The sequence below is a fragment of the Streptomyces sp. NPDC040622 genome (genome assembly GCF_055593965.1).
Genome location: NZ_JBVIXD010000012.1, coordinates 179815 through 206757, shown reverse-complemented (window position 1 = coordinate 206757; position 26943 = coordinate 179815). Strand labels below are relative to the sequence as shown.

The 26943-nt window shown below is 71.7% G+C and carries 20 protein-coding genes; 11 read left to right on the top strand and 9 right to left on the bottom strand.

The genetic code is table 11. The features are described 5' to 3' along the window. Nucleotides 1-383 precede the first annotated feature (383 nt). The 9 genes from ACZ592_RS32455 (at nt 384) to ACZ592_RS32415 (ending at nt 14204) form a co-directional block, all read left to right on the top strand. Nucleotides 384-4295: a sensor histidine kinase gene (locus ACZ592_RS32455; RefSeq protein WP_471585257.1), complete on the top strand. Its 3912-nt coding sequence runs from the start codon at nt 384-386 to the stop codon at nt 4293-4295. Nucleotides 4296-4304: 9 nt separating this feature from the next. Then, the gene (locus tag ACZ592_RS32450) at nt 4305-4718 is read left to right on the top strand and encodes a roadblock/LC7 domain-containing protein (RefSeq protein WP_030787430.1); all 414 of its coding nucleotides are present in this window, start codon (nt 4305-4307) and stop codon (nt 4716-4718) included. A gap of 142 nt (nt 4719-4860) precedes the next feature. Continuing rightward, nucleotides 4861-5262 carry a DUF742 domain-containing protein gene (locus tag ACZ592_RS32445; protein ID WP_055564453.1) on the top strand — a complete coding sequence of 134 codons (402 nt, stop codon included), beginning with the start codon at nt 4861-4863 and terminating at the stop codon, nt 5260-5262. Then, nucleotides 5243-5821, top strand: coding sequence for a GTP-binding protein (locus tag ACZ592_RS32440; RefSeq protein WP_471585256.1), 579 nt, complete (start codon nt 5243-5245; stop codon nt 5819-5821). The genes ACZ592_RS32445 and ACZ592_RS32440 overlap by 20 nt, the downstream gene beginning before the upstream one ends. 339 nt (nt 5822-6160) lie before the next feature. Further along, complete coding sequence (locus ACZ592_RS32435) at nt 6161-9352, top strand: nitrate- and nitrite sensing domain-containing protein (protein ID WP_471585255.1); 3192 nt, start codon at nt 6161-6163, stop codon at nt 9350-9352. Between the two features lie 10 nt (nt 9353-9362). Next, the gene (locus tag ACZ592_RS32430; protein ID WP_055564496.1) at nt 9363-9776 is read left to right on the top strand and encodes a roadblock/LC7 domain-containing protein; all 414 of its coding nucleotides are present in this window, start codon (nt 9363-9365) and stop codon (nt 9774-9776) included. Between the two features lie 95 nt (nt 9777-9871). Beyond that, nucleotides 9872-10462, top strand: a complete 591-nt coding sequence (locus ACZ592_RS32425; RefSeq protein WP_471585254.1) for a DUF742 domain-containing protein — start codon at nt 9872-9874, stop codon at nt 10460-10462. Then, nucleotides 10443-11027, top strand: a complete 585-nt coding sequence (locus tag ACZ592_RS32420) for a GTP-binding protein (RefSeq protein ID WP_030361923.1) — start codon at nt 10443-10445, stop codon at nt 11025-11027. Before ACZ592_RS32425 ends, ACZ592_RS32420 begins: the two co-directional genes overlap by 20 nt. A 129-nt stretch (nt 11028-11156) precedes the next feature. Then, the gene (locus ACZ592_RS32415) at nt 11157-14204 is read left to right on the top strand and encodes an NACHT domain-containing protein (RefSeq protein WP_471585253.1); all 3048 of its coding nucleotides are present in this window, start codon (nt 11157-11159) and stop codon (nt 14202-14204) included. Between the two features lie 65 nt (nt 14205-14269). Here ACZ592_RS32415 and ACZ592_RS32410 read toward each other — a convergent pair whose 3' ends face one another. The 7 genes from ACZ592_RS32410 to ACZ592_RS32380 all read right to left on the bottom strand — a co-directional run bounded on the left by ACZ592_RS32410 (nt 14270) and on the right by ACZ592_RS32380 (nt 22433). After that, nucleotides 14270-14461, bottom strand: a complete 192-nt coding sequence (locus ACZ592_RS32410; RefSeq protein ID WP_471585252.1) for an acyl-CoA carboxylase subunit epsilon — start codon at nt 14459-14461, stop codon at nt 14270-14272. 54 nt (nt 14462-14515) lie between these two features. Continuing rightward, nucleotides 14516-16108: an acyl-CoA carboxylase subunit beta gene (locus ACZ592_RS32405; protein WP_471585251.1), complete on the bottom strand. Its 1593-nt coding sequence runs from the start codon at nt 16106-16108 to the stop codon at nt 14516-14518. Nucleotides 16109-16292: 184 nt separating this feature from the next. Continuing rightward, on the bottom strand, nt 16293-18638 hold the full coding sequence (locus ACZ592_RS32400) for a polysaccharide lyase 8 family protein (protein WP_471585250.1): 2346 nt from the start codon (nt 18636-18638) through the stop codon (nt 16293-16295). 190 nt (nt 18639-18828) lie between these two features. Continuing rightward, nucleotides 18829-19707, bottom strand: a complete 879-nt coding sequence (locus ACZ592_RS32395) for an ABC transporter permease (protein WP_471585249.1) — start codon at nt 19705-19707, stop codon at nt 18829-18831. After that, the gene (locus ACZ592_RS32390; protein ID WP_471585248.1) at nt 19704-20669 is read right to left on the bottom strand and encodes an ATP-binding cassette domain-containing protein; all 966 of its coding nucleotides are present in this window, start codon (nt 20667-20669) and stop codon (nt 19704-19706) included. The genes ACZ592_RS32395 and ACZ592_RS32390 overlap by 4 nt, the downstream gene beginning before the upstream one ends. Before the next feature lie 237 nt (nt 20670-20906). Then, nucleotides 20907-21746 (bottom strand): DUF4097 family beta strand repeat-containing protein, encoded by an 840-nt coding sequence (locus tag ACZ592_RS32385; RefSeq protein WP_471585247.1) that lies wholly within the window; start codon nt 21744-21746, stop codon nt 20907-20909. A gap of 132 nt (nt 21747-21878) precedes the next feature. Then, complete coding sequence (locus tag ACZ592_RS32380) at nt 21879-22433, bottom strand: hypothetical protein (RefSeq protein ID WP_471585246.1); 555 nt, start codon at nt 22431-22433, stop codon at nt 21879-21881. A gap of 500 nt (nt 22434-22933) precedes the next feature. Between ACZ592_RS32380 and ACZ592_RS32375 the strand changes: the two genes are divergently transcribed. Both ACZ592_RS32375 and ACZ592_RS32370 read left to right on the top strand, forming a co-directional pair. Then, nucleotides 22934-23554: a YceI family protein gene (locus tag ACZ592_RS32375; protein ID WP_471585245.1), complete on the top strand. Its 621-nt coding sequence runs from the start codon at nt 22934-22936 to the stop codon at nt 23552-23554. Nucleotides 23555-23709: 155 nt separating this feature from the next. After that, nucleotides 23710-24258, top strand: a complete 549-nt coding sequence (locus ACZ592_RS32370) for a hypothetical protein (protein WP_471585244.1) — start codon at nt 23710-23712, stop codon at nt 24256-24258. 181 nt (nt 24259-24439) lie between these two features. Here ACZ592_RS32370 and ACZ592_RS32365 read toward each other — a convergent pair whose 3' ends face one another. Next, complete coding sequence (locus tag ACZ592_RS32365; protein ID WP_471585243.1) at nt 24440-25357, bottom strand: alpha/beta fold hydrolase; 918 nt, start codon at nt 25355-25357, stop codon at nt 24440-24442. A gap of 178 nt (nt 25358-25535) precedes the next feature. Further along, the gene (locus ACZ592_RS32360) at nt 25536-26906 is read right to left on the bottom strand and encodes a hypothetical protein (RefSeq protein WP_471585242.1); all 1371 of its coding nucleotides are present in this window, start codon (nt 26904-26906) and stop codon (nt 25536-25538) included. Nucleotides 26907-26943: the final 37 nt, after the last annotated feature.

Sequence of the window (26943 nt, the reverse complement as noted above, 5' to 3'; positions counted from 1 at the left end):
AACGGACATTGTGCCATTGAAGGCATCATTCCGCTCCTGATCATGAAGACTGGGACACCCCCCATCGGTAGGAGCTTTGTAAGGATCGGTCCGTTTTTTACTAGATCACTTTCTACGTCTCGTGACCCCTCACTCACACCGTGTCACGTAGGTCGTGCCGCGACACACGGGCCTTGTTGGAGATCCGGCACTGTGCTGGAATTCCCGGGACCGCCGCGGGATCGAACCGGCGCGCAGGGGCGCAACGCAGCGCCGAGTGGCGGCGGGAAGGGGGAGCAGCGCCGGTCACTCACGACCACCCATGGGGCGCTCGCCGCCCCACGACGCCGACACCGTCCCGCCGTTCATCCGGCAGGACGCCTGGTCCAGAGGTTGCGACGCTAGTGCAGGGACGTTTCAAGAGGGATGGCAAGGGGTCTCCCCAGGCCGACCGCGGCCGAGGGGATGCTCCGGCGGAGCCGGAGCGCGGCTCCTCGCCCCAGCACGCCCAGGGCCCCGGACCGGGTACGCCCGGCGACAGCGGCCCCGGCGCCGCGCGCCAGGGCACGACGGGCGGCGGCCCGACGGCCGCCCCTGCCAAGGGCAAGGGCAAGGGTTCGGCGGGCGCCAAGACGCCGACCGGTCCCGGCTCGCGAATAGCCCTGCGCAACTGGCGCATCTCCACCCGTCTGGTCTCGCTGCTCGCGCTCCCCGTGATCACCGCGACCTCGCTCGGCGCACTCCGCATCAACTCGTCCCTGGACGAGATCCAGCAGCTCGACAACATGAAGCTGCTGACGGAGATGACCAAGCAGGCCACCGAGCTGGCCGCCGCCCTCCAGGAGGAGCGCGACAAGTCGGCCGGCCCCCTGGCCCACGGCGCGAAGGCCTCCGACTACACGGTCAAGGGCGCACGCGACAAGACCGACCGCGTCTACCGCAACTTCCTGCAGAGCACCCAGGACCTGAATGACACCGACGGCGAGAAGGGCCTTCTCGGCGTCCGGCACAGCGCCGTCCAGATCACCCAGCAGCTGGGCGGCATCAACGACGTCCGCAAGGAGGCCTACGCGGACAAGGCCTCCACCTCGCAGACCGTCGAGGCCTACAGCCAGCTCGTCGAGCAGCTCCTCAAGCTCTCGCAGGACATGGCGCAGGCGACCAGCAACCCCGAGATGATCCAGCGCACGCGTTCGCTGGCCGCCTTCTCCTCCGCCAAGGAGTACGCGTCCGTCCAGCGCGCGATCATCGCCGCGGCCCTGCCGGCGAACGACAGCGACTACGGCAAGATCTCCGAGACGGACCGCACCTTCGGCCTGAGCGCCAACGAGAAGCAGCGCTCCGAGCTCACGACCTTCAGCAAGATCTACGCGGGCAACGCCGCCGAGCTGACCAAGCCCATCGACGGCGGCAACCCCGCGGTCAAGGCCGCCGACGAGTACGCCAAGCGCGTGCTCGAGCAGGAGGGCGGCATCAAGCTCCAGGACAAGCGGTCGTACAAGGACTGGGTCGACGCCGACACCACCAAGATCGACGCGATGTCCAAGATCGAGCTGACGCTGCTCGGCGAGATGGAGCAGAAGGCCCGCGAGCTGCGCAACGAGTCGGAGCAGTCGGCCATCCTCAACGGTGCGCTGATCCTGCTCGTGCTCGGCGTCTCGCTCGTCGGCGCGTTCGTCGTGGCCCGGTCCATGATCCGCTCGCTGCGCCGGCTGCAGGACACCGCGACCAAGGTCGCCCAGGACCGCCTGCCCGAGCTGGTCAAGCAGCTCTCCGAGGCCGACCCGCAGGACGTGGACACCTCCGTCGAGTCCGTCGGTGTGCACTCCCGGGACGAGATCGGCCAGGTGGCCGCGGCCTTCGACGACGTGCACCGCGAGGCCGTCCGCCTCGCCGCCGAGCAGGCCCTCCTGCGGGGCAACGTCAACGCGATGTTCACCAACCTCTCGCGCCGTTCGCAGGGCCTCATCCAGCGCCAGCTCTCGCTCATCTCCGAGCTGGAGTCGCGCGAGGCCGACCCGGACCAGCTCTCCTCGCTCTTCAAGCTCGACCACCTCGCGACCCGCATGCGCCGTAACGGCGAGAACCTCCTCGTCCTCGCCGGTGAGGAGCCGGGCCGCCGCTGGACCCGGCCGGTCCCGCTCGTCGACGTGCTGCGTGCCGCCGCGTCCGAGGTGGAGCAGTACGAGCGCATCGAGCTCTCCGCGGTCCCGACGACCGAGGTCGCCGGGCGCGTGGTCAACGACCTCGTGCACCTCCTCGCCGAGCTGCTGGAGAACGCGACCTCCTTCTCCTCGCCGCAGACCAAGGTCAAGGTCACCGGTCACGCGCTGCCCGACGGCCGCGTGCTGATCGAGATCCACGACACCGGCATCGGCCTCTCCCCGGAGGACCTGGCGGCCATCAACGAGCGGCTCGCCTCGCCGCCCACCGTGGACGTCTCCGTCTCCCGCCGCATGGGTCTGTTCGTGGTCGGCCGTCTCTCCCAGCGCCACGGCATCCGCATCCAGCTCCGCCCGTCCGACTCCGGCGGCACGACCGCGCTGGTCATGCTGCCCGTCGATGTCGCCCAGGGCGGCAAGAAGGTGCCCGGCAAGCCCGGTGCGCCCACCCCGACCGGCGGCCCCGCCGCGGCCCAGGCCTCGGCAGGTGCCGCGGCCGCGCGTCGCGGTGTCGGCGCGGGCAACAACGGACCCTCGCTGCCCGGCGGCCCCGGCCGCGGCGCGGGCCCGGGTGGCGGCGGCCAGGGCGGTCCCGGGCTGCTCGGCGCGGGTGCGCCGCGCCAGCAGGTCGCGGGCTCCGGTCCGCGCGCCGCGCTGCCCTCCCGCGACACCGGCCAGCAGCGTCCGCAGGGCGGTCAGCCGCAGGCGCCGCAGGGCGGTCGCGGCGGCAACGCGCAGCAGCCTCCGGTGCCCCAGCAGCGTACGAACGCCATGAACCCCGACCCCTCGGCCGGCGCGGACGCGTCGGGCCAGGGCCGCAGGCCTCAGCTGCCGCCCCGCGGCGGCCCGCGTGCCGAGCTGCCCGGCGGCAACCCCGCGCCGAGCGGGTCCGACGGCTACTCCCCGCAGCAGCGCGTGCCCAGCTGGAGCGACGAGAACGCGCAGCCGCAGGTCTCGCGCGAGCCCTTCGACACCCCGCGCGGGCACGAGGAGCACGAGTCCACGGGCCAGTTCCCGCAGGCCGACACCACCGGGCAGTTCCCGCTGCACACGGCCGACGACCGGCAGGGCCCCGGCTCCACCGCCGAGTTCGCCCGCCCGGACTTCGACGGACCGCCGCCCGGCACCCAGGCGCCGCAGGACACCGGCTCCACCGGTTCCACCGACGCCTCCGGCCAGTTCGTGCGCTCGGACGTCTTCGGCGGCCAGGGCGCACCGCGCCAGGACCGGCCGTCCGCGCCGCGGGAACCGTCCCTGTTCCAGCAGACCGCGCAGGACCGGCAGGCCCAGCAGAGCCGGCAGGACCAGGCGAACGGCGCCGCGCAGCGCGGCGGCCGGGAGAACCCCGACTACACCGTGCCGCGCCCGCCGGCCCCGCGCCGGAGCCAGGGCGACCCCCACCAGGGCATCCCCCAGCAGCCGCAGACGCCCGGGCAGCAGGGGCAGGCGCCGCAGCAGGGTCAGGCGCCGCAGCAGGGTCAGCCGCAGCGCGACCAGCAGCAGCACGACCAGCAGCAGCCGCAGCAGTACCACCAGCCCCTGCAGCCCACCGAGCCCGAGCCCCTGCCCCCGGCCGGCCCCGGTGACGGGCGTACCCCGCTGTTCGACACGCTGGAGACCAACTGGTTCCAGCAGCAGAACGAGCAGGCCGCCCCGCAGCAGCAGGAGCAGCACCGGCCCGCGCCGCAGCAGGAGCAGCCGGGCGGGCAGGCCCCGGAGCCGCCGCGGCGCCAGGCCCCCGAGCCGGTGCGCCAGCAGGCGCCCGAGCCGCCACAGCGTCCGCTTCCCTCGCGCCCCCAGCGCCAGGACCCGGCCGCGGCACCCTCGGGCCAGGGCGGCACCAACGGCGCGGGCATGCCCGCCGGTTGGCGCTCCTCCCCCAATGACGAGCTGGGCCGCCAGGCCGAGCGGGTCCGGCAGCCGTCCGCGGGCGGCGTCACCACGTCCGGACTGCCGCGCCGCGTCCCTCGGGCCAATCTGGTCGCGGGCACGGCCCAGCAACAGCAGGACAGCACAGGTCCGCAGGTCTCGCGTGCCCCCGAAGAGGTACGCGGCCGGCTGACGAATCTCCGTCGGGGCATCCAGCAGGGGCGCCAGGCCGGTACCGGCCAGACCGGCAGTTTCCCTCGCCCCACTCACCAGCAGGAGCGTTAGTTGAGTCCGATGAGCCAGGCGGCACAGAATCTGAACTGGTTGATCACCAACTTCGTGGACAACACCCCCGGGGTGTCCCACACGGTCGTGGTCTCCGCCGACGGCCTCCTTCTGGCCATGTCCGAAGGCTTCCCCCGGGACCGCGCCGACCAGCTCGCCGCGGTCGCCTCCGGGCTGACCTCGCTCACCGCGGGGGCCTCCCGGATCTTCGAGGGCGGCACCGTCACGCAGACCGTGGTGGAGATGGAGCGGGGGTTCCTCTTCATCATGTCCGTCTCCGACGGCTCGTCCCTGGCCGTCCTCGCGCACCCCGAGTGCGACATCGGCCTCGTCGGGTACGAGATGGCGCTCCTCGTCGACCGCGCGGGCGCCGTCCTCACTCCCGACCTCCGCGCCGAGCTGCAGGGCAGCCTGCTCCACTAGCCCCCGAGCACGCTCCGAAGCCTTACCCCTTCGGCCGCCCCACCGACCGAACGTACTGACCAACCGTCCGGCCGCCACACTGCCCCCACCGGCTCTGTCAGACGGCACACGCAGATGACCTGCTGTCCCGCCCGGAGGATCCATGACCCCGCCCACCGCCTCTCACAACCCGTACGGGGACGCTTCGTACGGAATGGAGGGCGACCAGCCGCTGGTGCGTCCCTACGCGATGACCGGCGGCCGGACCCGGCCCCGCTACCAGCTCGCCATCGAGGCGCTGGTGAGCACCACGGCCGACCCGGCCCAGCTGATGGGGCTGCTCCCCGAGCACCAGCGGATCTGCCACCTGTGCCGCGAGGTCAAGTCGGTGGCCGAGGTCTCGGCGCTCCTGTCGATGCCGCTCGGTGTGGCCCGGATCCTCGTGGCGGACCTGGCCGAGGCCGGCCTCGTCGCCATTCACCAGCCCGGCGGGGACGAGAACGCCGGCGGCCAGCCTGACGTGACACTGCTCGAAAGGGTGCTCAGTGGACTTCGCAAGCTCTAGCGGCGGCGGCCGTTCCACCACTTCCGCGAAGATCGTGGTGGCGGGCGGCTTCGGCGTGGGCAAGACCACGTTCGTCGGGGCGGTATCCGAGATCAATCCGCTGCGCACCGAGGCCGTCATGACGTCCGCTTCCGCGGGCATCGACGACCTGACCCACACCGGGGACAAGACGACGACCACCGTCGCCATGGACTTCGGACGCATCACCCTGGACCAGGACCTGATCCTGTACCTCTTCGGTACGCCCGGCCAGGACCGTTTCTGGTTCATGTGGGACGACCTGGTCCGTGGCGCGATCGGCGCGGTCGTGCTCGTGGACACCCGCCGTCTCGCCGACTGCTTCCCGGCCGTCGACTACTTCGAGAACAGCGGGCTGCCGTTCGTCATCGCCCTCAACGGCTTCGACGGCCACCAGCCGTACACGCCCGACGAGGTGCGCGAGGCACTGCAGATCGGCCCGGGTACGCCGATCATCACGACCGATGCCCGACACCGTGCAGACGCAAAGAGTGGCCTGATCACGCTGGTCGAGCACGCACTGATGGCACGACTCAAGTAGGCAGGTCCGTACGGCAGTTGCCGTAGTACACCCGGAGCGATCTGTGTCCTTTGACACGGTCGCGGGCCGTGTTCATAACGTTTCGACAGAGAATTGCCAGGTGACCGCCACACATCGCGGTCACCTGGTGTCGCTGCGCTCACAAGAGCCCCGTCTTTTGGCGGGGCTCGCTCTTTTTGACCGATTTATCTGAGGCTTACACCACGTGGAAGCCGCGCTTCCCGGTGTTTGGAAGAGCAGCCCCTGACGTGCTGGAATGCGCTGAACTGCCCAGTAGCACGGGCCTTGGAGACGACAGCGGCACGACGTGAGTGCCGCCGCCGAGAGGTTGTTGGTCGAGTGAGGCGAAGCAAGCCGAGTCCCGCGGCATCCCCGACCGGGGACGCACGGGGCAACTTCACCCCGCCGCCGCGCACAGCGGCGTCCCCCGTCGACACGGCCGCGGCGGCCGCCGCGCCCGGCAGCGACTCCGCGCCCTCCTCCGGTGGACGGATGTCCCCCCGCAACTGGCGCGTACCGACCCGGCTGAACGCGATCCTGCTCATACCCGTGCTGGTCGGCCTGGTCATGGGCGGCTTCCAGGTGAAGGGCTCCATCGACACCTGGAACGAGGCCCAGGACGCCGAGAACACCGCCCGGCTGGTGCGGGCCTCCCTCGACTACGGCAACCGTCTCATCGAGGAGCGCGACATCTCCGCCGCTCCGCTCCTGGCCGGCAAGCGGAACGACCCCGCTGTGGTCAAGGCGCGCAAGGCCACCGACCGGGCCGCCGCCGACTTCAAGGCCGCCGCCGAGAAGATGCCGGACAAGGAAGGCCTCAACCGCCGGCTCGACGGCTTCCACAAGGTCGAGCCGAAGCTGGCTCCGCTGCGCCAGGCCGCGTACACCACCAAGCTCCCGGGCGTGCAGACCGAAGAGGGCTACGTCGCCATCCAGCACCCCCTGATGGAGTTCGCCAACGAGCTCGGTCTGGGCACCGGCAACATCACCAGCTACGGCCGCACGGTCTACGCGATCTCCCTCTCCAAGGCCGCGCTCTCCCTGCAGCGCTCCATCGGCTCGCACCTCCTGGTGAAGCCGGGCCCCGGCAACGGCTCGCTGACGCTGCAGCGCACCTCCCTCTCCTCCTACGCCTACCTCGAGCGCATCGCCGTCGAGGAGTACACCGGCGGTGGCACTCCCGAGGACGTCGCCAAGCTGGAGGACGCCAAGAAGGAGCTGACGGCCGCCGGCGAGAAGCAGGCCAAGGAGGCCGCGGCCGCCGCGAAGGCCCAGGGCAAGGCGTTCGTGCCGCCGCCCTCGCAGGAGAAGATGGTCGCCGGCATCGCCGGTCTCGCCAGCACCCAGCCGAGCGCCCGCGTCGAGCTGGCCGGCAAGGGCATCACCCGTCAGGCCTGGTGGGCCACGACCACCGCCAAGTTCGACGCGTACCGCACCATCGAGTCGGACCTCGCCGACAAGGCCGTGGACGAGGCGTCCGACATCGCCGCCACCGCGCAGCGCAACGCCTACATCACCGGCGCCATCGTGGTCCTCGCGCTGCTCGCCGCCTTCATCCTGGCCGGGCTCATGGCCCGCCAGATGTCCCGCGCGATGCGCAAGCTGCGCACCGCCGCCTTCGGCATCGCCGAGCAGCACCTGCCGATGCTGGTCGACCAGCTCTCGCGCACCGACCCGGGCCGCGTCGACACCCGCGTCCAGCCCATCCCGATCACGTCCACGGACGAGATCGGCGAGGTCGCCCGCGCCTTCGACCAGGTGCACCGCGAGGCCGTCCGGCTCGCCGCCGAGCAGGCCCTGCTCCGCGGCAACATCAACGCGATCTTCACCAACCTCTCGCGCCGCAACCAGTCGCTGATCGAGGGCCAGCTGACCCTCATCACCGACCTGGAGAACAACGAGGCCGACCCGGACCAGCTGGAGAGCCTCTTCCGCCTGGACCACCTGGCGACCCGCATGCGCCGCAACGGCGAGAACCTGCTGGTCCTCTCCGGCGAGGAGCCGGGCCGCCGCTGGGACCAGCCGGTCCCGCTGGTCGACGTGCTGCGCGCCGCCTCCTCCGAGGTGGAACAGTACGAGCGCATCGAGCTCTCCGGCGTACCGGAGGCCGAGATCCACGGCCTGGCCGTGACCGACCTCGTGCACCTGCTCGCCGAGCTCCTGGAGAACGCCACCACGTTCTCCTCGCCGCAGACCAAGGTCCGCGTCACCGCGACCCGGCTGCCCGACGGCCGCATCATGGTCGAGATCCACGACAAGGGCATCGGCCTCACCGCCGAGGACTTCGCGGACATCAACCACAAGCTGGCCAACCCGCCGACCGTGGACGCCGCGATCTCGCAGCGCATGGGCCTGTTCGTGGTCGGGCGGCTCTCCGACCGGCACGGCATCCGCGTCCAGCTGCGCCCCTCGGGCGAGCAGGCGGGCACGACCTCGCTGGTCATGCTGCCGGACGCGATCACGCACGGCGGTGGCGGCGACCACGCGGGGCACGACTCCGAGTTCACCGTCTCCTCGATCATCCCGGAGCAGCAGTCCCTGGCGCCCGAGCCGCTGCGCACGGCCGCCGAGCTGGGCTTCGACGACACCCGCTACCCCGGTGACGGCGGCGAGGCGCAGCCGGACCTCGACCCGGTCGGCCGTTCGCTGATGCGTGAGGAGCGCCGTGCGGCGCTGGAGGCGCAGGCCCACCAGCCCGGCGACCACCGTCCGCTCTTCCGCGACGAGGTCGACCCGCAGCAGCAGTCGCAGCCCGGTCACGGTGCGTACGAGCAGCAGGGTTACGCGCAGCAGGGCGGCTACGACCAGGGCGGGGCGTACGAGAACGACCCGTACACCACCGGCCAGTACGCCACCCCGCAGTACGCGCAGGACGGGTACGGCGACGGGCAGCAGTACGCGAACGAGGCGTACTACGCGGACCAGGAGCAGACCCGGCACGGCCGGCAGCCGCAGCACGGCCAGCCTGCCCAGGACGGCTATCAGGACCCGCAGATCGCCTATCCGGAGCGGTCCCATCAGGACGACTGGCCCGGCAATGAGGGCTATCAGCAGGAGTACGGCCAGGAAGCGGAATCTGCGCAGGCGGGCCACGAGGCCGACGCCGAGCGCGTAGGCTTCGACCGGCCTGGACCGACTCCGTCCGTCGTCCACGAGATGACCGACGCGGGCCTGCCCCGCAGGGGTTCCTCTGGAGGGAACGAGAACGGAAGCTCTCCCGCCGAGAGCGAGGGCCGGGACGACTGGCGTTCGTCGAACGACGAGCGCTGGCAGCGGGCCGAACGCCTCAAGGAGCCGAAGGCGGGCGGGGTCACCTCGTCCGGGCTCCCCCGGCGGGTTCCCAAGGCCAACCTGGTCGAGGGCACCGCGGAGCAGACACCGCAGGGCGGCCCCCAGGTCTCCCGCGACCCCGAGGACGTGCGGGGCAGGCTGAGCAACCTGCGTCGCGGCGTCCAGCGGGGACGCAGCGCAGGCAGTGACACGAATGGCCAGGGCTTCAGCCCTGATAGCACCTACAACCAGGAGCGTTAGTGTGAGCCCGATGAGCCAGGCGGCGCAGAACCTGAACTGGTTGATCACCAACTTCGTGGACAACACCCCCGGGGTGTCCCACACGGTGGTGGTCTCCGCCGACGGACTCCTTCTGGCGATGTCCGAAGGCTTCCCGCGCGACCGCGCCGACCAGCTCGCGGCCGTCGCCTCGGGTCTGACCTCGCTGACCGCCGGGGCCTCCCGGATCTTCGAGGGCGGCTCCGTGACCCAGACCGTTGTGGAGATGGAGAGAGGATTTCTCTTCATCATGTCCATCTCCGACGGCTCCTCGCTCGCCGTTCTCGCCCACCCGGATGCGGACATCGGTCTCGTTGGGTACGAAATGGCACTTCTTGTCGATCGTGCGGGCACGGTCCTCACTCCGGACCTGCGCGCGGAGCTCCAGGGGAGCCTTCTCAACTAACAGACAGACGGTGCGTTTTCGCGTGCCGGGGCCGTAAGGTTTCGGGACGCGGCTCCACAGTGATGGTGCCCGGCACAGTTGGAGGAGGAAGCAACGTGGCAACACCCCAAGACGGTTCGTCTTCGGCGAACTGGTCCCCTGGTCACGGCCAGGGTGGCCAGCACGACGGCGGGCCGAACCGGTACAACTTCCCCTCCGCGCCGAGCCACCGCCGCCAGCCGTACGCCCCGCCGCAGCAGCCCGGGCCGCGCCCGTACGACCAGGGCACACCGGCGCACGCGCCCCGTATCCAGCCCGTTCAGCCCCAGCGGCGCGCCCCCGAACCGGCGCCCGCGGGGTCGGCGAACAACCCCCTGGTGCGCCCGTACGCCATGACGGGTGGCCGCACCAGGCCGCGCTACCAGCTCGCCATCGAGGCACTGGTGCACACCACCGCACAACCGCACCAGTTGCAGGGCCAGTTGCCCGAGCATCAGCGCATCTGCAACCTGTGCCGGGAGATCAAGTCGGTCGCCGAGATCTCGGCGTTGCTCTCGATCCCCCTCGGCGTCGCCCGGATCCTCGTCGCCGACCTGGCGGAGGCCGGACTTGTCGCCATCCATCAGCCCGGCGGCGACGAGACCGCCGGCGGCCAGCCAGACGTGACACTGCTCGAAAGGGTGCTCAGTGGACTTCGCAAGCTCTAGCGGCGGAGCAACAGCCCGCTCCACCACCAGCGCGAAAATCGTGGTGGCGGGCGGCTTCGGCGTGGGCAAGACCACGTTCGTCGGGGCGGTCTCTGAGATCAACCCGCTGCGCACCGAGGCCGTCATGACGTCCGCGTCCGCGGGCATCGACGACCTGACCCACACCGGGGACAAGACCACCACGACGGTGGCCATGGACTTCGGTCGCATCACCCTGGACCAGGACCTCATCCTGTACCTCTTCGGTACGCCGGGGCAGGACCGTTTCTGGTTCATGTGGGACGACTTGGTCCGTGGCGCGATCGGCGCGGTCGTCCTGGTCGACACGAGGCGGCTCGCCGACTGCTTCCCCGCCGTCGACTACTTCGAGAACTCCGGGCTGCCCTTCGTCATCGCCCTCAACGGCTTCGACGGCCACCAGCCGTACACGCCCGACGAGGTGCGCGAGGCGCTGCAGATCGGCCCGGACACCCCCATCATCACGACCGACGCACGCCACCGCGCGGACGCGAAGAGCGCGCTGATCACCCTGGTCGAGCACGCGCTGATGGCGCGGCTCCGCTAGCCGGCCGGCCCTCGGGCGCGGGGACACCCGCGCCGCCCCCTCTGCTGAACCCGCCGGCGGGCGGGGTCCGCGTACCGCTTTACGGCGGAACGGACCCCGCCCGTCGGCGCGTTCGCCCACAATGCGCACATGAGTGCTGAGGCAGCGGCGATCAGGCTGGGCGGAGCGGTGGCGACGCGCGCGGTGCGGCTCTGGCTCGCCCCCAAGGAACGCGAGCAGCAGGCGCGCGCCCCCATGGGCGAGCTGATCCGGGTCCGGGTGCCGGGGCTGCGGGCACGCCGTGGCGTCGAGCGGCAGTTCGAGCAGATAGCCGACGCGGTGGCGGGTCGTGTCCAGCCGCTCCTGGAGCACGAGTTCCGTGACCTGACGGAACACGGCAGGGAGGCGGTCCTCCAAGCCGTCGTCGACACCTTCGCGCGAGCCGGCCTCTCGGACGAGGCGGTCCTTGGTTCCGACGCGGACCCGGCCGAGCTGACCCGGCGTGTACGGGCCTCGGTGCCGATGCCGAGCGGCTTCAGCGAGGTCGAGGAGCGACTCTACGAGGTGGTGCTCGGCGAGTGCTGCGACTGCTACGTACGCGTCCTGCGCAGGCTGCCCGTGTTCACCGAGCGGGCGGTGGGCGAACTGCTCGCGCGGACGACCTCGTTGGGCGACGAGCTGGAGAAGGTCCTGGAACGGCTGCCCGCCCGCTCGCTCTACGCGCCGGAGGGAACCCGCGAGGACGAGGCGTTCCGACGCCACTACCTGGACCTGATCAGCCGCACCCTCGACGAGATCGAGCTGTTCGGGCTCGGCCCGGCCGACCAGGCGCCACGCACCAGGCTGTCGGTGGCGTACGTGAGCCTGCGGGCGTCGGAGGACGACGGCGGCCTCGGCCGGGTCCGGGCGAAGCCGGTGCTCAGGAGCGGCGCACGGCTCTGGGAGCCCGGCGAGGACGGACCGTCCTCCACCATGCGGGTGGAGGCCGCACTGCGGGGCTCCCCCAGGGTGCTGCTGCGCGGCGAGGCCGGATCGGGGAAGACCACGCTGCTCCAGTGGCTCGCGGTGACGGCGGCGCGCGGCACCTTCACCGGTGCGCTCGCCGAGTGGAACGGCCTGATCCCGGTCCTGGTCAAGCTGCGCCGGTACGCCGGGGAGCCGCCGCCCTCCCCGGAGGCGATGCTGGACCGGGTGGCGGGGCCGCTGAGCGGACTCATGCCGAAGGGCTGGCTGCACCGGGCGTTCGCCGACGGGCGGGTGCTGCTCCTGGTGGACGGCGTGGACGAGCTCCTCGCCGGTGAGCGGCGCGGGGTGCGCGACTGGCTGCGGGGGCTGCTGCGCCTCTACGCCGACACCCGCGTCGTGGTCACCTCGCGGCCCGCCGCGGCCCGGATGGACTGGCTGCGCTCCGAGCGGTTCACCGCGCTGCAGCTGGAACGGATGACGCCCACCGACCTGGCCTCCTTCATCCGCCAGTGGCATCAGGCGGTGCACGGGCAGGACGCGGGGCTGCCCTGCCCGCCGGAAGAGCTGCCGCGCTACGAGCGTTCCTTGCTGACCAGCCTCCAGGACCGCCCGCACCTCCAGGCCCTGGCCACCAACCCGCTGCTCGCGGCACTGCTGTGTGCCCTGCACCTGGCGCGCAGGGGCCAGCTGCCCCGCAACCGCATGGAGCTGTACCGGATGACCCTGGAGGTCCTGGTGCAGCAGCGGGACACGGACCGGGGCGTGCGCAGCGACCTGCGCGCTCCCCTGACCCTGACGGACAAGCTCTGTCTGCTGCGGGACCTGGCGTGGCGCCTGTCCGACAACAGCCGCACCGAGATCACCGTCGAACGGGCGGCGTCCCACGTCACGGCGAAGCTCGCGGCCATGCGGCATCTGGACGGGCTCGAAGGCCCCGCCGTCCTGGACCACCTCGTGCACCGCTCCGGGGTGCTGCGCTCCCCCGTCGAGGGCCGCCTGGACTTCCTGCACCGCACGTTCCAGGAGTACCTGGCGGCGCAGGAGGCCGCGGTCGAGGACCGGATCGGGAACCTGGTGGGGCGGGCCCATCTGGACCTGTGGCGGGAGACGGTGGTGATGGCCGCGGGCCACGCGAACCGTACGCAGCAGGAGGAGCTGCTCGGCGGCATCCTGAAGCGGGCGGACGAGGAGCAGCGGCACGCGCGGACGCTGCGGCTCGTCGCCGCGTCGTGCCAGGAGACGATGGCGACGGTGCCGGACGGCCTCGCGGCCCTGCTCGACGAGGCGGTGGTGCGGCTGGTGCCGCCGCGGCGCCGTTCGGAGGCCGCGTCGCTGGCCGCGGTGGGGTCACCCCTGCTGCGGCGGCTGCCGGAGACGCTCGACGGACTGAGCGATGCCGCCGCGGAGGCGACGGTCATGACGGCGGCGCGGATCGGCGGGGACGCGGCGCTCGCCCGGCTGGCGGTGTACGCCACGGACCCGAGGTGGGCCGTCCACACCCGGCTGCTGGATGCCTGGGAGTACTTCGACCCGGACGACTACGCGGAGCTGGTGCTCCGGCAGCTGCCCCTGGACGGTGACCACGTCCTCAGCCTGACCCTCAGGCACTCCGGGCAGTGGAAGGCGGCCACCCGGCTCAGGCACGCCCAGTGGGCCTCGGTGCGTTACCCCTTCGCCTCGGACCTGGGCTGCCTCGACGAGCTGCCGCCGCTCGCGGGGCTGTGGCTGCACCAGCTGCGCGGCGACGTCGACTTCTCCGCCCTGCGCGGACAGCGGGACCTGCGGGTGCTGGGCCTGAACGGGCGGGACCGGCTCCGGAACGCGCCTGATCCGGCGGAGCTGCCCGAACTCCGACTCCTGACCCTGACGTCGTGGTCGGCTCCGCCGCCGCTGGCCGAGCTGGCCTCGCTCGGCACCCTCACCTCTCTGCAGCTGGGTGATCTCGGTTCCGGCTACGACCTGGGACCGCTGGCCAGGTTCCACAAGCTGGACGAACTCGAACTGGCCGGGACCGGCGGGCCGCTCGGCATCGCCGACGTGGGGCAGGTGGAGCGGCTGGACCTCGCCTCCTACGATCTCAGCGACTGGGCCCCACTGCGCGGCGCCTTCCCGCGGTGGCTCCGTTCCCTGACGGGCTGCGTCCTGCCGCCCGACGTCGAGCCCCGCCCCCACTGCGGGATCCGGAACTGCCGCACGCCCGACGGCCACCCCCACCCCGCCAACACCCGGTAGGAACGCGCACGGGCCCCGCCCTCCCGAAGGAGAACGGGGCCCGGAAGGCAGCGGAGCCGAAAGACTCAGCCCTGCCAGCTGTGCGGCGCCCGGAAGCCCGGGGTCCGCTCCAGCCGACGCCAGCCGGCCTTGTCGCGGCCTCGGCGCGCGGGGGCGGCGGGCTGGGCGGCGGCGCGGGCCAGCAGGATCGCGGTGATGGCCGCGACCTCCTCGGGCTCGGCGTGGCCCTTCTCGACGCGAATGTCGGGGTTACTCATCTGCGGCGTTCTCCTTGTGGGCTACTGCGGCGCGGGGCGGGGGCGGGGGTGCTGCTACTGCGGGGGGTTGCCGTGCTTGCGCGAGGGCAGGTCGGCGTGCTTGTTGCGGAGCATCGCCAGGGACTTGATCAGGACCTCACGGGTCTCGGCCGGGTCGATGACATCGTCGACCAGACCCCGCTCGGCGGCGTAGTACGGATGCATCAGCTCCGCCTTGTACTCCTTGACCATCCGCGTACGCATCGCCTCGGGGTCCTCGGCAGCGGCGATCTGCCGCCGGAAGATCACATTGGCTGCGCCCTCGGCACCCATCACCGCGATCTCGTTCGTCGGCCACGCATACGTCAGATCCGCGCCAATGGACTGCGAGTCCATCACGATGTACGCGCCGCCGTAGGCCTTGCGCAGGATCAGCGAGATCCGCGGCACCGTCGCGTTGCAGTACGCGTAGAGCAGCTTGGCTCCGTGCCGGATGATCCCGCCGTGCTCCTGGTCCACACCCGGCAGGAAGCCGGGGACGTCCAGGAGGGTGAGGATCGGGATGTTGAAGGCGTCACACATCTGCACGAAGCGGGCGGCCTTCTCCGACGCCTCGATGTCCAGCACACCCGCCAGCGCCTGCGGCTGATTGGCGACGATGCCCACCACCTGGCCGTCCAGGCGGGCCAGGGCGCAGACGATGTTGCGTGCCCAGCGCTCGTGGACCTCAAGGTAGTCGCCGTCGTCGACGAGCTCCTCGATGACCTTGGTCATGTCGTAGGGCCGGTTGCCGTCCGCGGGAACCAGATCGAGCAGAACCTCCGAACGGCGCCCGGCAGGGTCCTGCGATGCGTGGGCCGGCGGGTTCTCCCGGTTGTTGGAGGGCAGCATCGAGATCAGGTAGCGGACCTCGGCCAGGCAGGTCTCTTCGTCGTCGTAGGCGAAGTGCGCCACGCCCGAGGTCTCGGCGTGCACGTCCGCGCCGCCCAGACCGTTCTGCGTGATCTCCTCACCCGTCACCGCACGGACCACGTCCGGGCCGGTGATGAACATCTGCGACGTCTCACGGACCATGAACACGAAGTCGGTCAGGGCCGGCGAGTAGGCCGCGCCGCCCGCGCACGGGCCGAGCATCACGCTGATCTGCGGGATGACGCCGGACGCCTTCGTGTTGCGCTGGAAGATGCCGCCGTAGCCGGCCAGCGCCGAGACACCCTCCTGGATACGGGCACCCGCCCCGTCGTTCAACGAGACCAGCGGGGCACCGGCCGCGATGGCCATGTCCATGATCTTGTGGATCTTCGTGGCGTGCGCCTCGCCCAGCGCGCCGCCGAAGATCCGGAAGTCGTGCGCGTAGACGAAGACCGTACGGCCCTCCACCGTGCCCCACCCGGTGATGACACCGTCGGTGTAGGGCTTCTTGGCCTCCAGGCCGAAGCCGGTGGCCCGGTGCCTGCGCAGCTGCTCGACCTCGTTGAACGAGTCCGGGTCAAGGAGCAGCTCGATCCGCTCGCGCGCGGTCAGCTTGCCCTTGGCGTGCTGGGCCTCGGTCGCCTTCTCGCTCGGCCCGCGCAGCGCCTCCGCACGGATCTCGTGCAGTTCGGCCACGCGTCCGCGCGAGTCGGTGGGCTCGCCTCCAGAGGAAGCGGTCTCGTCCAAAACGGTCATGTAGCGACCTTACGGAGCGCCCCTGGGGAAACGGACCGTCGACTCTGTACAGTCTCCGGGCCGTTTTCCTGGCACCCCCGAACAGAAGAGCGTGACAGCCATGAAGAAGTGACGGCTCAGACGCTCCACCGCTGTAGGGGTTCCACAAAAGGATCGTGTTGCGGTGGCTTTCCGGGGCTCCCCGTCAGCTGAGAGACACCTCACACCGGTGGCTCGCGCAGGCCTTCCCCGGCGTGATCCGCAGCCGCAGCGAGCGGCCGGTGGCGAGCACCTCGACCGAGGGGTCCTTGCCGAGCACTCGGGACACGGGCCGGTTCCAGGTGAATTCGAGGGATTCTCCGGTGCGCGGGGGTTCGCTCACATGCACCGTAGCGCGTCGTCCCCGGCGCCGGACGAGCACGCTCGCGGGTGCGGAGACGGCGAGCTGCCCGGCCTTGCCCGCCTGCCAGAAGTTCGCCGCGGTCAGCCCCAGTGAGTCGACGGCGACGACCTGGGCCCGCGCCGAATTGGCGAGGACCGACAACCAGCGGCGGTCGGCCGCCCGGGCCTCCAGGGTGCGGCGCGAGGCGCCGGGCATCAGGACATACGCATACGTAGCGTCCGTGGGGTCCTTTCCGTGGTCCAGCCACAGGGTCTGCCAGCGCCGGGTCCTGCGCTCCGTCGAGCTGGTGGTGTTGATGTCGGACCAGGCTCCGGCGCGGTCCTCGCGGAGGGTTTCCAAGGCGGACGTGCCGCCGGGGAAGACCCAGCCGCCATGCCCTTCGAGGTGGGCCCAGCGAGGCCGCGCGCGGTCGTCCAGGGTGAAGGCGGCGGTGCCGGCCTCGCCCAGGTTGCGGTTGTCGACGACCGTCTCGACCGGGACCCCGTCGGCGGCGTTGATCCCGGCGCCCAGGCAGACCACGGCGTCGGCGACGCAGAACCAGGAGGCGCGGGCCTCGAGCGTGGAGCCGAGGCCCTTGACGTGCTGGCCGACGGCCGCGAACTCGCCGTCGCTCGCGCCGCCCACCCAGGCCGCGGCGGGCCGGGCCGCGCCCCACTCGCCGCCCGCCTTGTCGGCGAGCCGCTTGGTGGAGACGGTCGTGCCGGGCAGCCGGTAGGGGTCGACGGTCGGCCAGAACCAGTCGGTGTACTGGTCGCCGCCCTTGCCCGCGGCCCACCAGTAGAGCATTCCGGCGCCGGTGTGCCAGCCGCGCGGATTCTCGCCGTTGCCGCACTCGTAGTACGAGATCCGCTCCGAGGCCATGGAGAGGTTCGCGGTGAAGCCGGGGCGCCGGTGCACGGCCCGGTCCATGGCTGGGAACAGCCGGTGCTCCACCGGCTCGGGCGTGGCCCGCACCGGGGAGTGGGCCACGGCGTGCAGCCGTGCCAGGTCGGCGACGCCGAGCTGGCGGGCGGTGAGGACGGGAGTGACGGTGTCCCGCTCGATCCAGCCCTTGATGCGGCCGTGCCAGCGCTCCCGCTCGGCCGCGCTCGCACCGCCCGCGAGCAGCGCCATGGCGGCGATGAGGCCCTGCCCGTGGAAGTGGTCGCTGCGCATGATCTTGCGGTCGTCGCCCTTGAGGTAACCGCGGCTGATGGCACGGCCGTTGACGCTGTCCATCATCAGGCCGTCGACGATCAGGGGCGCGTACGCCCGCTCGACGCTGTCGAGGATGATCTGCTTCTTGGGGTCGGTGACGGCCCACGTCGACCCGTCGAGCAGGGCGAAGAGGCGACCGAGGCCGTCGAGCATGACCTGGCCGTACGTGCCCGAGTAGGCGATCCAGGTGTGCTGGATGAAGGAGCCGTCCTCGTAGAGGCCGTCGCCCTTGGTGACGTAGGGGAAGACGGGCGAGAGGGCGTCGCGGGCGAGGGCCACCTTCGCCGGGTTCCTGCCGAGGATGCCGCGCAGGACGACGGAGCGGCACAGGTCGACGCGGTTGGCGCCGGTGGAGGTGCCGGTGTAGTCGCCGATGGCGGAGTCGGGCACGAAGTGGTCGACGGCTGCGCAGGCCTTGTCCCTGCGGTCCGCGCCGAGCTCGTCATGGAGGGCCGCGACGATGTCCATGAGCAGCCGGGGGCTGCCTATCTGCCACTCCCACCAGTTGCCGTAGCGGGTGGTGGAGGGGTTGTAGACGGTGGAGAGCACGTGGTCGAAGCCGCGGAGGACGTCGGCGAGGAGTCCGCTGTCGCCCGTCGACCCGGTGCCTTCGCAGACGTACGCCTGGGTCATCGTCCAGAGCCTGCTGAAGCTCAGGGTGACGCCGGCCGGCGGGTCGAACGGGGCGTCGGGCCACAGGGACTTGGCGGCCGGGGCCATGGCCCCGCGGAAGGTGCGGGCGAGGTCGCCGGTCTCCTTGAGGCGGGTGGCGTACGGCTCCGTGGCGGGGTCGTAGCCGGTGCCGAGGGAGAGTTCCAGCCAGCGTCGCCGGAGTGCGTCGAACTCGTCGTCACCCTCCTTCGCGTACGCCTGGGACGGGAGGATCGGCATCAGGGCTCCGGCGGTTCCGAAAGCGATTACGGCGAGAAATGTGCGGCGGGTGGGCGTCATGCGACATGGGTGTACCAAGGTATGGAAAGCGCTGTCTATACCTCTGACACATCCGTCGGCCGTGGGGTGCGGGGTGTGGGGTGCGGGGCACTCTCGCCGCACGGCCCGCACCCCACCGTCCCCCGCGCGACCCCCAGCACGCGGCACCCGGTACACGGCACCCGGCCCACAGCCTCCGGCCGGAAGCGGCTCAGCGCGTGGCGTCGCGCCGGAAGAGCGAACGCGCCCAGACGTAGCCGAGCAGGGCGAGCGCGAGGCCCCAACCCACCGCCAGCGGGCCGAACTTGCCGATCTCGCCACCGTTCAGGAGTCCGCGCAGGGTCTCGGTGAAGGCGGTGTAGGGCTGCCACTCGGCGAAGTGGCGCAGCCAGTCCGGCATCGAGTCGAGCGGCACGAACACACTGCTGAGGAAGGGCAGCAGGAAGGAGAAGGGCAGGGCGATGCTGCTGGCCGACTCCGGCGCCCCGACGAGCTGGCCGAGGGCGACCGCGACCCAGGTGAGAGCGGTGCACATGAGGGTGAGGAGTGCCGCGACGGCGAGCCACTCGACGGGTTCGGCGCCCGTCCTGAAACCCACGAGGAAGGCGACCCCGAGCACGAACACGATGCTGACCAGCGTCTGGAGGACCGCGCCCACGGCCCGGCCGGTCAGGATCGAGGGGCCGTTGATCGGCATGGTCCTGAAGCGGGCCACGATGCCCTCGGTCATGTCGGTGCAGACGCCGACCGTGGTCGGCAGGACGCCCGAGCCCACGGCCATCAGGAGGATGCCGGGGACGAGGTAGTCGATGTAGTCGCCGGCCCCCTGACCGCCCGTGCCGGCCGACATCGCGCCGCCGAAGACGTAGTTGAAGAGCAGCAGCATGGCGAGGGGCATGCCGACCAGGCTGATCGTCATGGCCGGGTAGCGGCGGGCGTGGCGGAGATTGCGGCGCAGCATCGTCAAGGAGTTGCGCAGCGCCGAGGGTCGGGCGGGCCGGTGCAGGCGGGTGACGGCCGGGGCCGTGGCGGACGTGGTGGCGGAGGCGGACGTGGTGGCAGAGGCGGACGTGGTGGCGGAGGCGGTCATCGGGTCGTCGCTTTCTCGCTGTCGGGGCGGCCGGTCACGGCGAAGAAGACGTCGTCCAGGTCGGGGGCGTCGATGGTGACTCCCTCGACCTCGATCTCGGCGGCCTCGATCGGGTCGAGCACCGCCTTGACGGACTTCACGCTGCCGTCGCCGGGGATCTGGAGGGTCAGGGCGTCCTCGTCGCGGGTGCCGGCGCCGAGAACCCGCGCGGCCTCCTCCAGGGCGGCGAGGTCGGCGAAGCGCAGCTGGACGTGACCGCCGGGGACGAGGCGCTTCAGCTCGCCGGGCGTGCCTTCCGCGACGAGCTTCCCGCCGCTCAACACGGCGATGCGGTCGGCGAGTTGGTCGGCCTCCTCCAGGTACTGCGTGGTCAGCAGGACGGTGACGCCGTCGCCGACGAGCTCGCGGACGATCTCCCACATGCCGTGGCGGCTGCGCGGGTCGAGGCCGGTGGTCGGCTCGTCGAGGAAGATCACGCTCGGGGCGCCGACCAGGGTCATCGCGATGTCGAGCCGGCGCCGCATGCCGCCGGAGTACGTGGCGGCGGGCTTCCGCGCGGCCTCGGCCAGGTCGAAGCGGTCCACGAGGTCCGCGGCGAGCCGCCGGGCCCCGTGCCGGCCGTATCCGTACAGGTCGGCCATGAGGAGCAGGTTCTCCTCGCCGGTCAGGAGATGGTCGACGGCGGAGAACTGGCCGGTGACGCCGATCTCGGCGCGTACCTTCTCCGGCTCGCGGTTCAGGTCGTGGCCCGCGATCCGCACCTCACCGGCGTCGGCGCTGATGAGCGTCGAGAGGATCTGTACCGCGGTGGTCTTGCCCGCGCCGTTGGGGCCGAGCAGGGAGAAGACCGTTCCTTGCGGGATGTGCAGGTCGATTCCGTCGAGCACGGTCTTGTCACCGAAGGACTTGCGCAGACCGGTGGCGGTGATCGCCGCAGGACGGGTCGGGTGGGGCGTGGCCATGTCCGTTCCTTTTCGGGTGCGGGCAGCCTCCGTACCGGACACCAGTTCGAAACTGATCCCGGACGGCTGCCCGGGCGGCAGCTGGGGGTGGGGAGGGGGCGGGTGAAGGTGGGATGCGGTGGCGCGCGGTGCGAGGTGCGAGGTGCGAGGTGCGATGGATCGAACGACACCAGGCGCGATGCGGTACGGCGGGACGGTCCGCGTCAGGCGCGATGCCGTACGGCGGGACGGTCCACGTCAGGCGCGGTGGACCTCGATGTCGCCCATGCTCGTGCGGGCCCGTACCTTCAGCGTCCGCTCGGGCTCACCCGGCGCCTGCGACTCGTCCAGGGACTGGCGCACGTTGCCGGCCTTCGTCTGTACGTCGAGCCAGGCGGCCGTGCCCTGGCGGATGCCGATGCCGATCTTGCCCGCGGCGGTTTCGAGGACGGCCTCGCCGCACGTCAGCTCGCCGACGCCGATGGCACCGACGGCGGTCCTGAGGGTGACGTCACCGGCCGCGCGGTCGACGGTGACGGAGCCGTTGGACGCCTTCGCGCTGATGGCGCCCTGGATGTCGCCGAGGCTGGTGGCGCCGTTGGAGTTCTTGGTCGTCACCGTCCCCGCGACCGCGCCGAGGCGGATCTCGCCCGAGCCCGTGGAGACGTCGGCGGAGCCGTCCGCGCGGCCCACGGAGATCTCCCCGTAGCCGGTCTTCAGGCGGACTCCGGCCGCCCGCTCGATCCGCACGTCGCCCGCGGACGTCTTGAACTCGCAGTCACCGAGCCTGCCTTCGGCGGTGAAGTGGGTCATGACGGTGGTGGCGTGCAGCTCGGACCCGGCCGGCAGCGCGATCTCCACGTCGACCGACGGGTTCTTGCCGAACAGGGAGCGCTCCTTGGGCCCCTTGACCAGCAGCTTCCCATGGGCGAAGTCGACGCGGGTGCGCTCGGCCGCCTTGACGTCCTCGTCCCGGGTCGCACTGGTGGGGCGGACGTCCACGACGGTGTCGGTACGGTCACCGGCCACGACTCGGAGCGATCCCACGTTGAGGGTGACGGTGGCGGTGATGGGCTTCGGGGTGTCGAAAGCAGGCATGGCTGTCCCGTCCTCATGGCTCGGAGCGAAATGAAGTGAAGTCCTGTGCGTACGTACGGGGGTTGGGGCCGTAGGAGCTGCCGGATCCGTCAGACCCATAAGCGCCGTCAGCGCCGTCAGCGCCGTCTGGGGTCAGCGCACCCAGCCGGTGAAGCCGTTGCCGGAGGAACGGCGGGCCTCACGACGGCCCGCCGACGCGGCCGTGCGGCCGTCGGGCTGGTCCACGGCGGCGGAGACCGCGCGGACCAGCCAGGCGTTGACCGAGAGGCCGTCCCGGCTCGCGGCCTCCTCGACCCGGGTCTTGACGTGCGCCGGGAGGCGGAGGTTGATCCGGGCGGTGGCGCCGTCGTCCGCCGCGTCGGGGGCGGCGGCCGGCGGCAGCGGGGCCGGTGACGCCGACATGAGCGCCGCGTACTCGGCCTGGGCGTCGAACGGCTCGGCGGTGGGCGGCGGTGTCACCACGAACTCGGGGTCGAGCCCGCGCAGTCGCAGATCGACCGAGCCCGGCGCCAGGTCGCTGGTGATCTCTTCCGCTGCCGCGGACAGCGCGTTCAGCAGAGTGAGCCGGGCGGCCGACTCGAGCGGGGCGGTGAGGCGCTCGGCCAGGGCACGGGCCTCGTCGCCGCCCGCTTCGGCCGCCACGGCGAGCTCCAGCCGGAGCTGGTCGACGTACTGCGTGAGGTTCATGACGCCATACTGGCACCACATTGATGCCATCGCAAGCCCCAATGGCGCGAACACCGCGCCAAATGACGCCACGATGACCTCTTCTCGCAGGTCAGGATGGGTGGCGCTACACGTGGCAGCGCCATGGCGTCGTCATGGCGCCACACGACGCCACATGCCGTCACGCACCTCCGCGTGCCGCCGCGTGCCGCCGCGTGCCGCCGCGCGGCAGCGCTCAAGTTCGGCGCACAAGCGCCGCGCGGAATCGCCGGGACGTGGCGAGACTGGAGTGCGGCACGAAGTGGCGACGCAAAGCGAACGACACGAAGCGAGCGGCACAAAAGCGAGCGGCACGAAGCGGCACACACGGACCCGACCTCTTCACCACTTCGAGTGATCATGTCGACACGCCACGCTAGACGTTGAACATTGAACCGAATCGCGCTACATTCAATCTCGTTGAACTCGTTGAACTTTCAACAGCAGCTCTCCATCGGAGCTCGTCCCCCAAGGAGCACGTCATGGGAATCTTCGGCCGCAAGAACGACGACACCACCACCGCCACCCCGGCCGCCGCCACCTCCGCGGTCAGCCCGGACCTCGCCGCGCTGACCGGCGAGTACACGATCGACCCGGCGCACACGACGATCGGCTTCGTCGCCCGCCACGCCATGGTCACGAACGTCAAGGGGTCCTTCCTGGACTTCTCGGGCACGCTGCACCTGGACGGCACGGACCCGTCCGCTTCGACGGCCTCCCTCGACGTGAAGATGGAGAGCATCGACACCGGCAACGCGGACCGCGACGGCCACCTGAAGAGCGCGGACTTCTTCAAGACCGACGAGTTCCCCGAGATGACGTTCCGTTCCACCAAGGCGGAGGCGCTGGGCGGCGACGACTACCGCGTCACCGGCGACCTGACGATCCTCGGTACGACGCGGCCGCTCTCCATCGACCTGGAGTTCAACGGCGCGGCCAAGGACCCGTTCGGCAACGAGCGCGTGGGCTTCGAGGGCAAGGCGGAGATCCTGCGCTCCGAGTGGGGCCTCACCTGGAACGCGGCGCTGGAGACCGGCGGCATGCTCGTCTCCGACAAGATCAAGCTGACCTTCGACATCTCGGCCATCAAGGCCGGTTCCTGAGACCGGGTGCGACGCCCGTACCGGCGCCGCACCGCGGCAGGTACCGCTCCCTCGCCACCCGTCCCGTCCACGCACCCACCCATCCATCCGTCGGCCCCGTCACACCGGGGCGCCGGTGGGTGGGTGGCGCGTGTGGTGCGCGCTACCGTTTCGCCGTGCCCGAGTTCATACAGCAACTGCCCGCGCTCATCGGCGTGATCGTCGGCGCGCTCGGCTCGTACCTGGCCATCATGCGCGGCGACCGGATGCGGTTCCGGCGGGAGCAGGAGGCCCGCTGGGAGGAACGCCGGCTCGCGGTCTACACCGAGTACGCCCGGGTGCTGCGCCAGACCGTCAGCCTCACCTACCGGGTCGCCGCCCACCTCGGCAACGACCCGCACCCCCACCCCCTCTCCCCCGAGCAGGCGGTGCCCCACTTCACCGAGGCCGCGGAGGCACGGGACCCGGCCGGCGAGGCGCTGCTCATGCTCGGCGCGCCGGAGGTGGTCGACGAGGCGCGGGCGTGGGTCCTCCTCGTCATCGGGATGGAACGCTTCCTGCGCGCGGACATCCACGACCCCGAGGCGTGGGCGGCGCTGCTGGAGCGGCAGCGGGCCGCGCGCGAGGCGTACTACGCGGCGGTACGGCGGGACTTGGCGCTGCCGCCGGGGCATTCGGGACGCTGGCCGGTGACGGTTCCCGCCGCGGCCCCGGGCACGGACTGACCCACCCGGCACGGACCGACCCGTCCGATCCGGCACGGACCGACCCACCCGGCACGGACCGACCCGCCCGGCACGGACCGACCCGTCCGATCCGGCACGGACCGACCCACCCGATACGGACCGACCCGTCCGGTGCGGCTGGCTCACCCAGTACGGACTGCCCCACCCGATACGGGCCGGCTCACCGCGCGCCGACGCCGAGCGTGTGCTCCAGGATCGCCTTCGCCAAGGGCGCGTGCACCGCGGGCGGCAGCGAGTGGCCCATGCCCTCGATCTCCACCAGGCGTGAACCGGCGACGACTTGGGCCAGGTGCTGGGGGTGCGGGACCGGGAAGACCGGCTCGGCGGTGGCACAGACGACGAGCGTGGGCACCTCGGTGCGGGCCAGTTCGTCCGTGCGGAGCATTCCGGAGTCATCGGCCCGAGCGTGCGCGGACGACTCCAGATAGCCGCCCGTGTGCTCCACGATGCGCTGCTCCAGCGCCCTGAAGTACGCGCTGTCGTACGGAAGCTGGTCACCACTCAGCAGGCGCCAGTGCGCCACGCGCCGGTCCAGCTCCGCCTCGACGCCCTCGTCGGCGACGGGACGGGACCACACCTCCAGGATCTCCGGCGCGATGCCGGGGAGTTCGGCGACGGGCACCTGCACCCCGTCGGGCCGCACGTACGGCGTCCCGCTGAGCGCGCACGTCCCCAGCAGGGTCGCGCTCAGCAGCCGCTCGGGGTGGTCGGCGAGCACCAGTTGGCAGAGCATGCCGCCCAGTGACATGCCGACGATGTGCGCGCGCTCGATCCCGAGGCCGTCCAGGACCGCGACCGCGTCCCGCGCCAGGTCGGTGACGGCGTACGGGTTCTCGTCGAAGGGCCGGCCCGACCGCCCCGTGTCGCGGTGGTCGTAGCGGATGACGTGGTGGTGCGCGGCGAGCGCGTCCACCAGCGGCTCGGGCCAGCCGAGCCCGGAGGCCTGGGCGCCCATGACGAGCAGCAGCGCGGGGGCGTCGGGCGCGCCGCGCCGCTCGGTCCACAGCCGCACGCCCGGCGCGACGTCGACGTACTGCTCCTGGGGGTGCTGCCCGGTCTGTCCCTGGTCCTGCGGCATGAGCCGTCCTCCCCGTGTGCGGGAACGCATGAGATGAATTGAACAAGACGAACCGTATCGTCTCGCAAACTTCTCGTACGGTCAAGCCGCCTTCGCTGTCGCCGTCGGGCAAGGCCGGGCAGGGCAGGCGCACAGGAGCTGCCACCGAAGAGGGGAGCTGCGGCCGAGGGGCGAGGGGCTAGAACCCGCCCCCTCCCCCGAAGTCGCCCCCTCCCCCGAAGTCCCCGCCCCCGCCGAAGTCGCCTCCGCCGCCGAAGTCACCGGGGTCGAAGTCCGCGCCGGAGAAGTCGCCGCCCTCGTAACCGCCGCCGAAGTCCCCGTACCCGGAGCCGTAGTCCGACGCGTACGCGGGGCTCGACATCATGCCGCCGAGCATCGTGCCGACCAGCAGGCCGGGCAGCAGCCCGCCGCCGAAGTAGCCGCCGGCCCACGGCCCGTACGCGGGTCCCGCCTCCCAGTAGGGGCGCCGCTCGCCGGACTCCGTGACGACGGTCCGCGCCTTCGGGTCCTCGCCGTCCGCCAGGCGTGCCGCGTCCGCCGCGCACACCGGGACCGAACGCTCCGGCCCGCCCGCGGGCGCCCATGTCGCGTCCTGGACCGAGGGGCCGTGGCGCGGGTCGAAGAAGCAGGGGGCGCGCCGCTCCGGCAGCTCGCGCCCCTCCCGTCGCGCGGCGAGCAGGGCCAGGGAGAAACGGCCGTCCTCGAGCGCCTGGGTGACGGCACGCACGTCCTCGGGGCGCCTCGCCGCGGCCATGTACGACTTCGCCTTCTCGTACGCGTCGAGGGAGCGCTCGTAGTCCGCGCGCATCGCGTCGTCCGCGCCCGCCTCCGCGGGGTGGAAGTCGAGCCGGTCCAGTTCCTCGCCGAACGCGGTGATGTCCTCGTCGACGACGACGGCCAGCTTGTCCAGCGCCTCGCGCTGCATCTCCTCGTGCCGCCGCTTCTTGCGCCGGACCACGGCGTACGCGCCGCCGGCGCCGGCCACGACCACCACCCCGACCCCGACCAGGGCGCCCACCGAGACCCCGTCGTCCGATCCCGCGCCCCAGGACTCGGGCGCCTTGCCGCCGGCCTGGACGAGGGCCTGGCCGACGAAGCGGTCGAGCTGGACGGGGGTGTCCTGGCCCTGGACCAGCGAGACGAGGTTGTTGACGGCGTTGCCGCTCAGCACCGCGCGGTCGGCCTTCGCGTCGAACCCGCCGCCGAGCCGGACCGCGTACACACCGGTCACGCCGGTCTCGGTGCGCAGCCGCCCGAAGATGTCCTGCTGGGGGAAGCTGTCCGGCAGCACGGCCACGAACACCGGCTTGTCGGCCTTCTTGATCTTCTTCGCGAGGGCGTCCGCCTGCTCGTCGGACAGCTGGTCCGACGCCGCGGGATCCACGTACACCGGGCTCTTCTTCCAGGCGTCGGCCACCACCGACGCGCTGGAGGCGTCCGGCGCCGCCGGTGCCGCGAGCACCCCGGGCGCCGCCGTGAAGGACACGGCACCCAGGGCGAACAGCAGCCCCGACAGTCCGACGGTGATCCGCTTCGTCCGATTCCTCATACTTCGAACGTAACCCAGCCGGACGCGGGACGGGCGC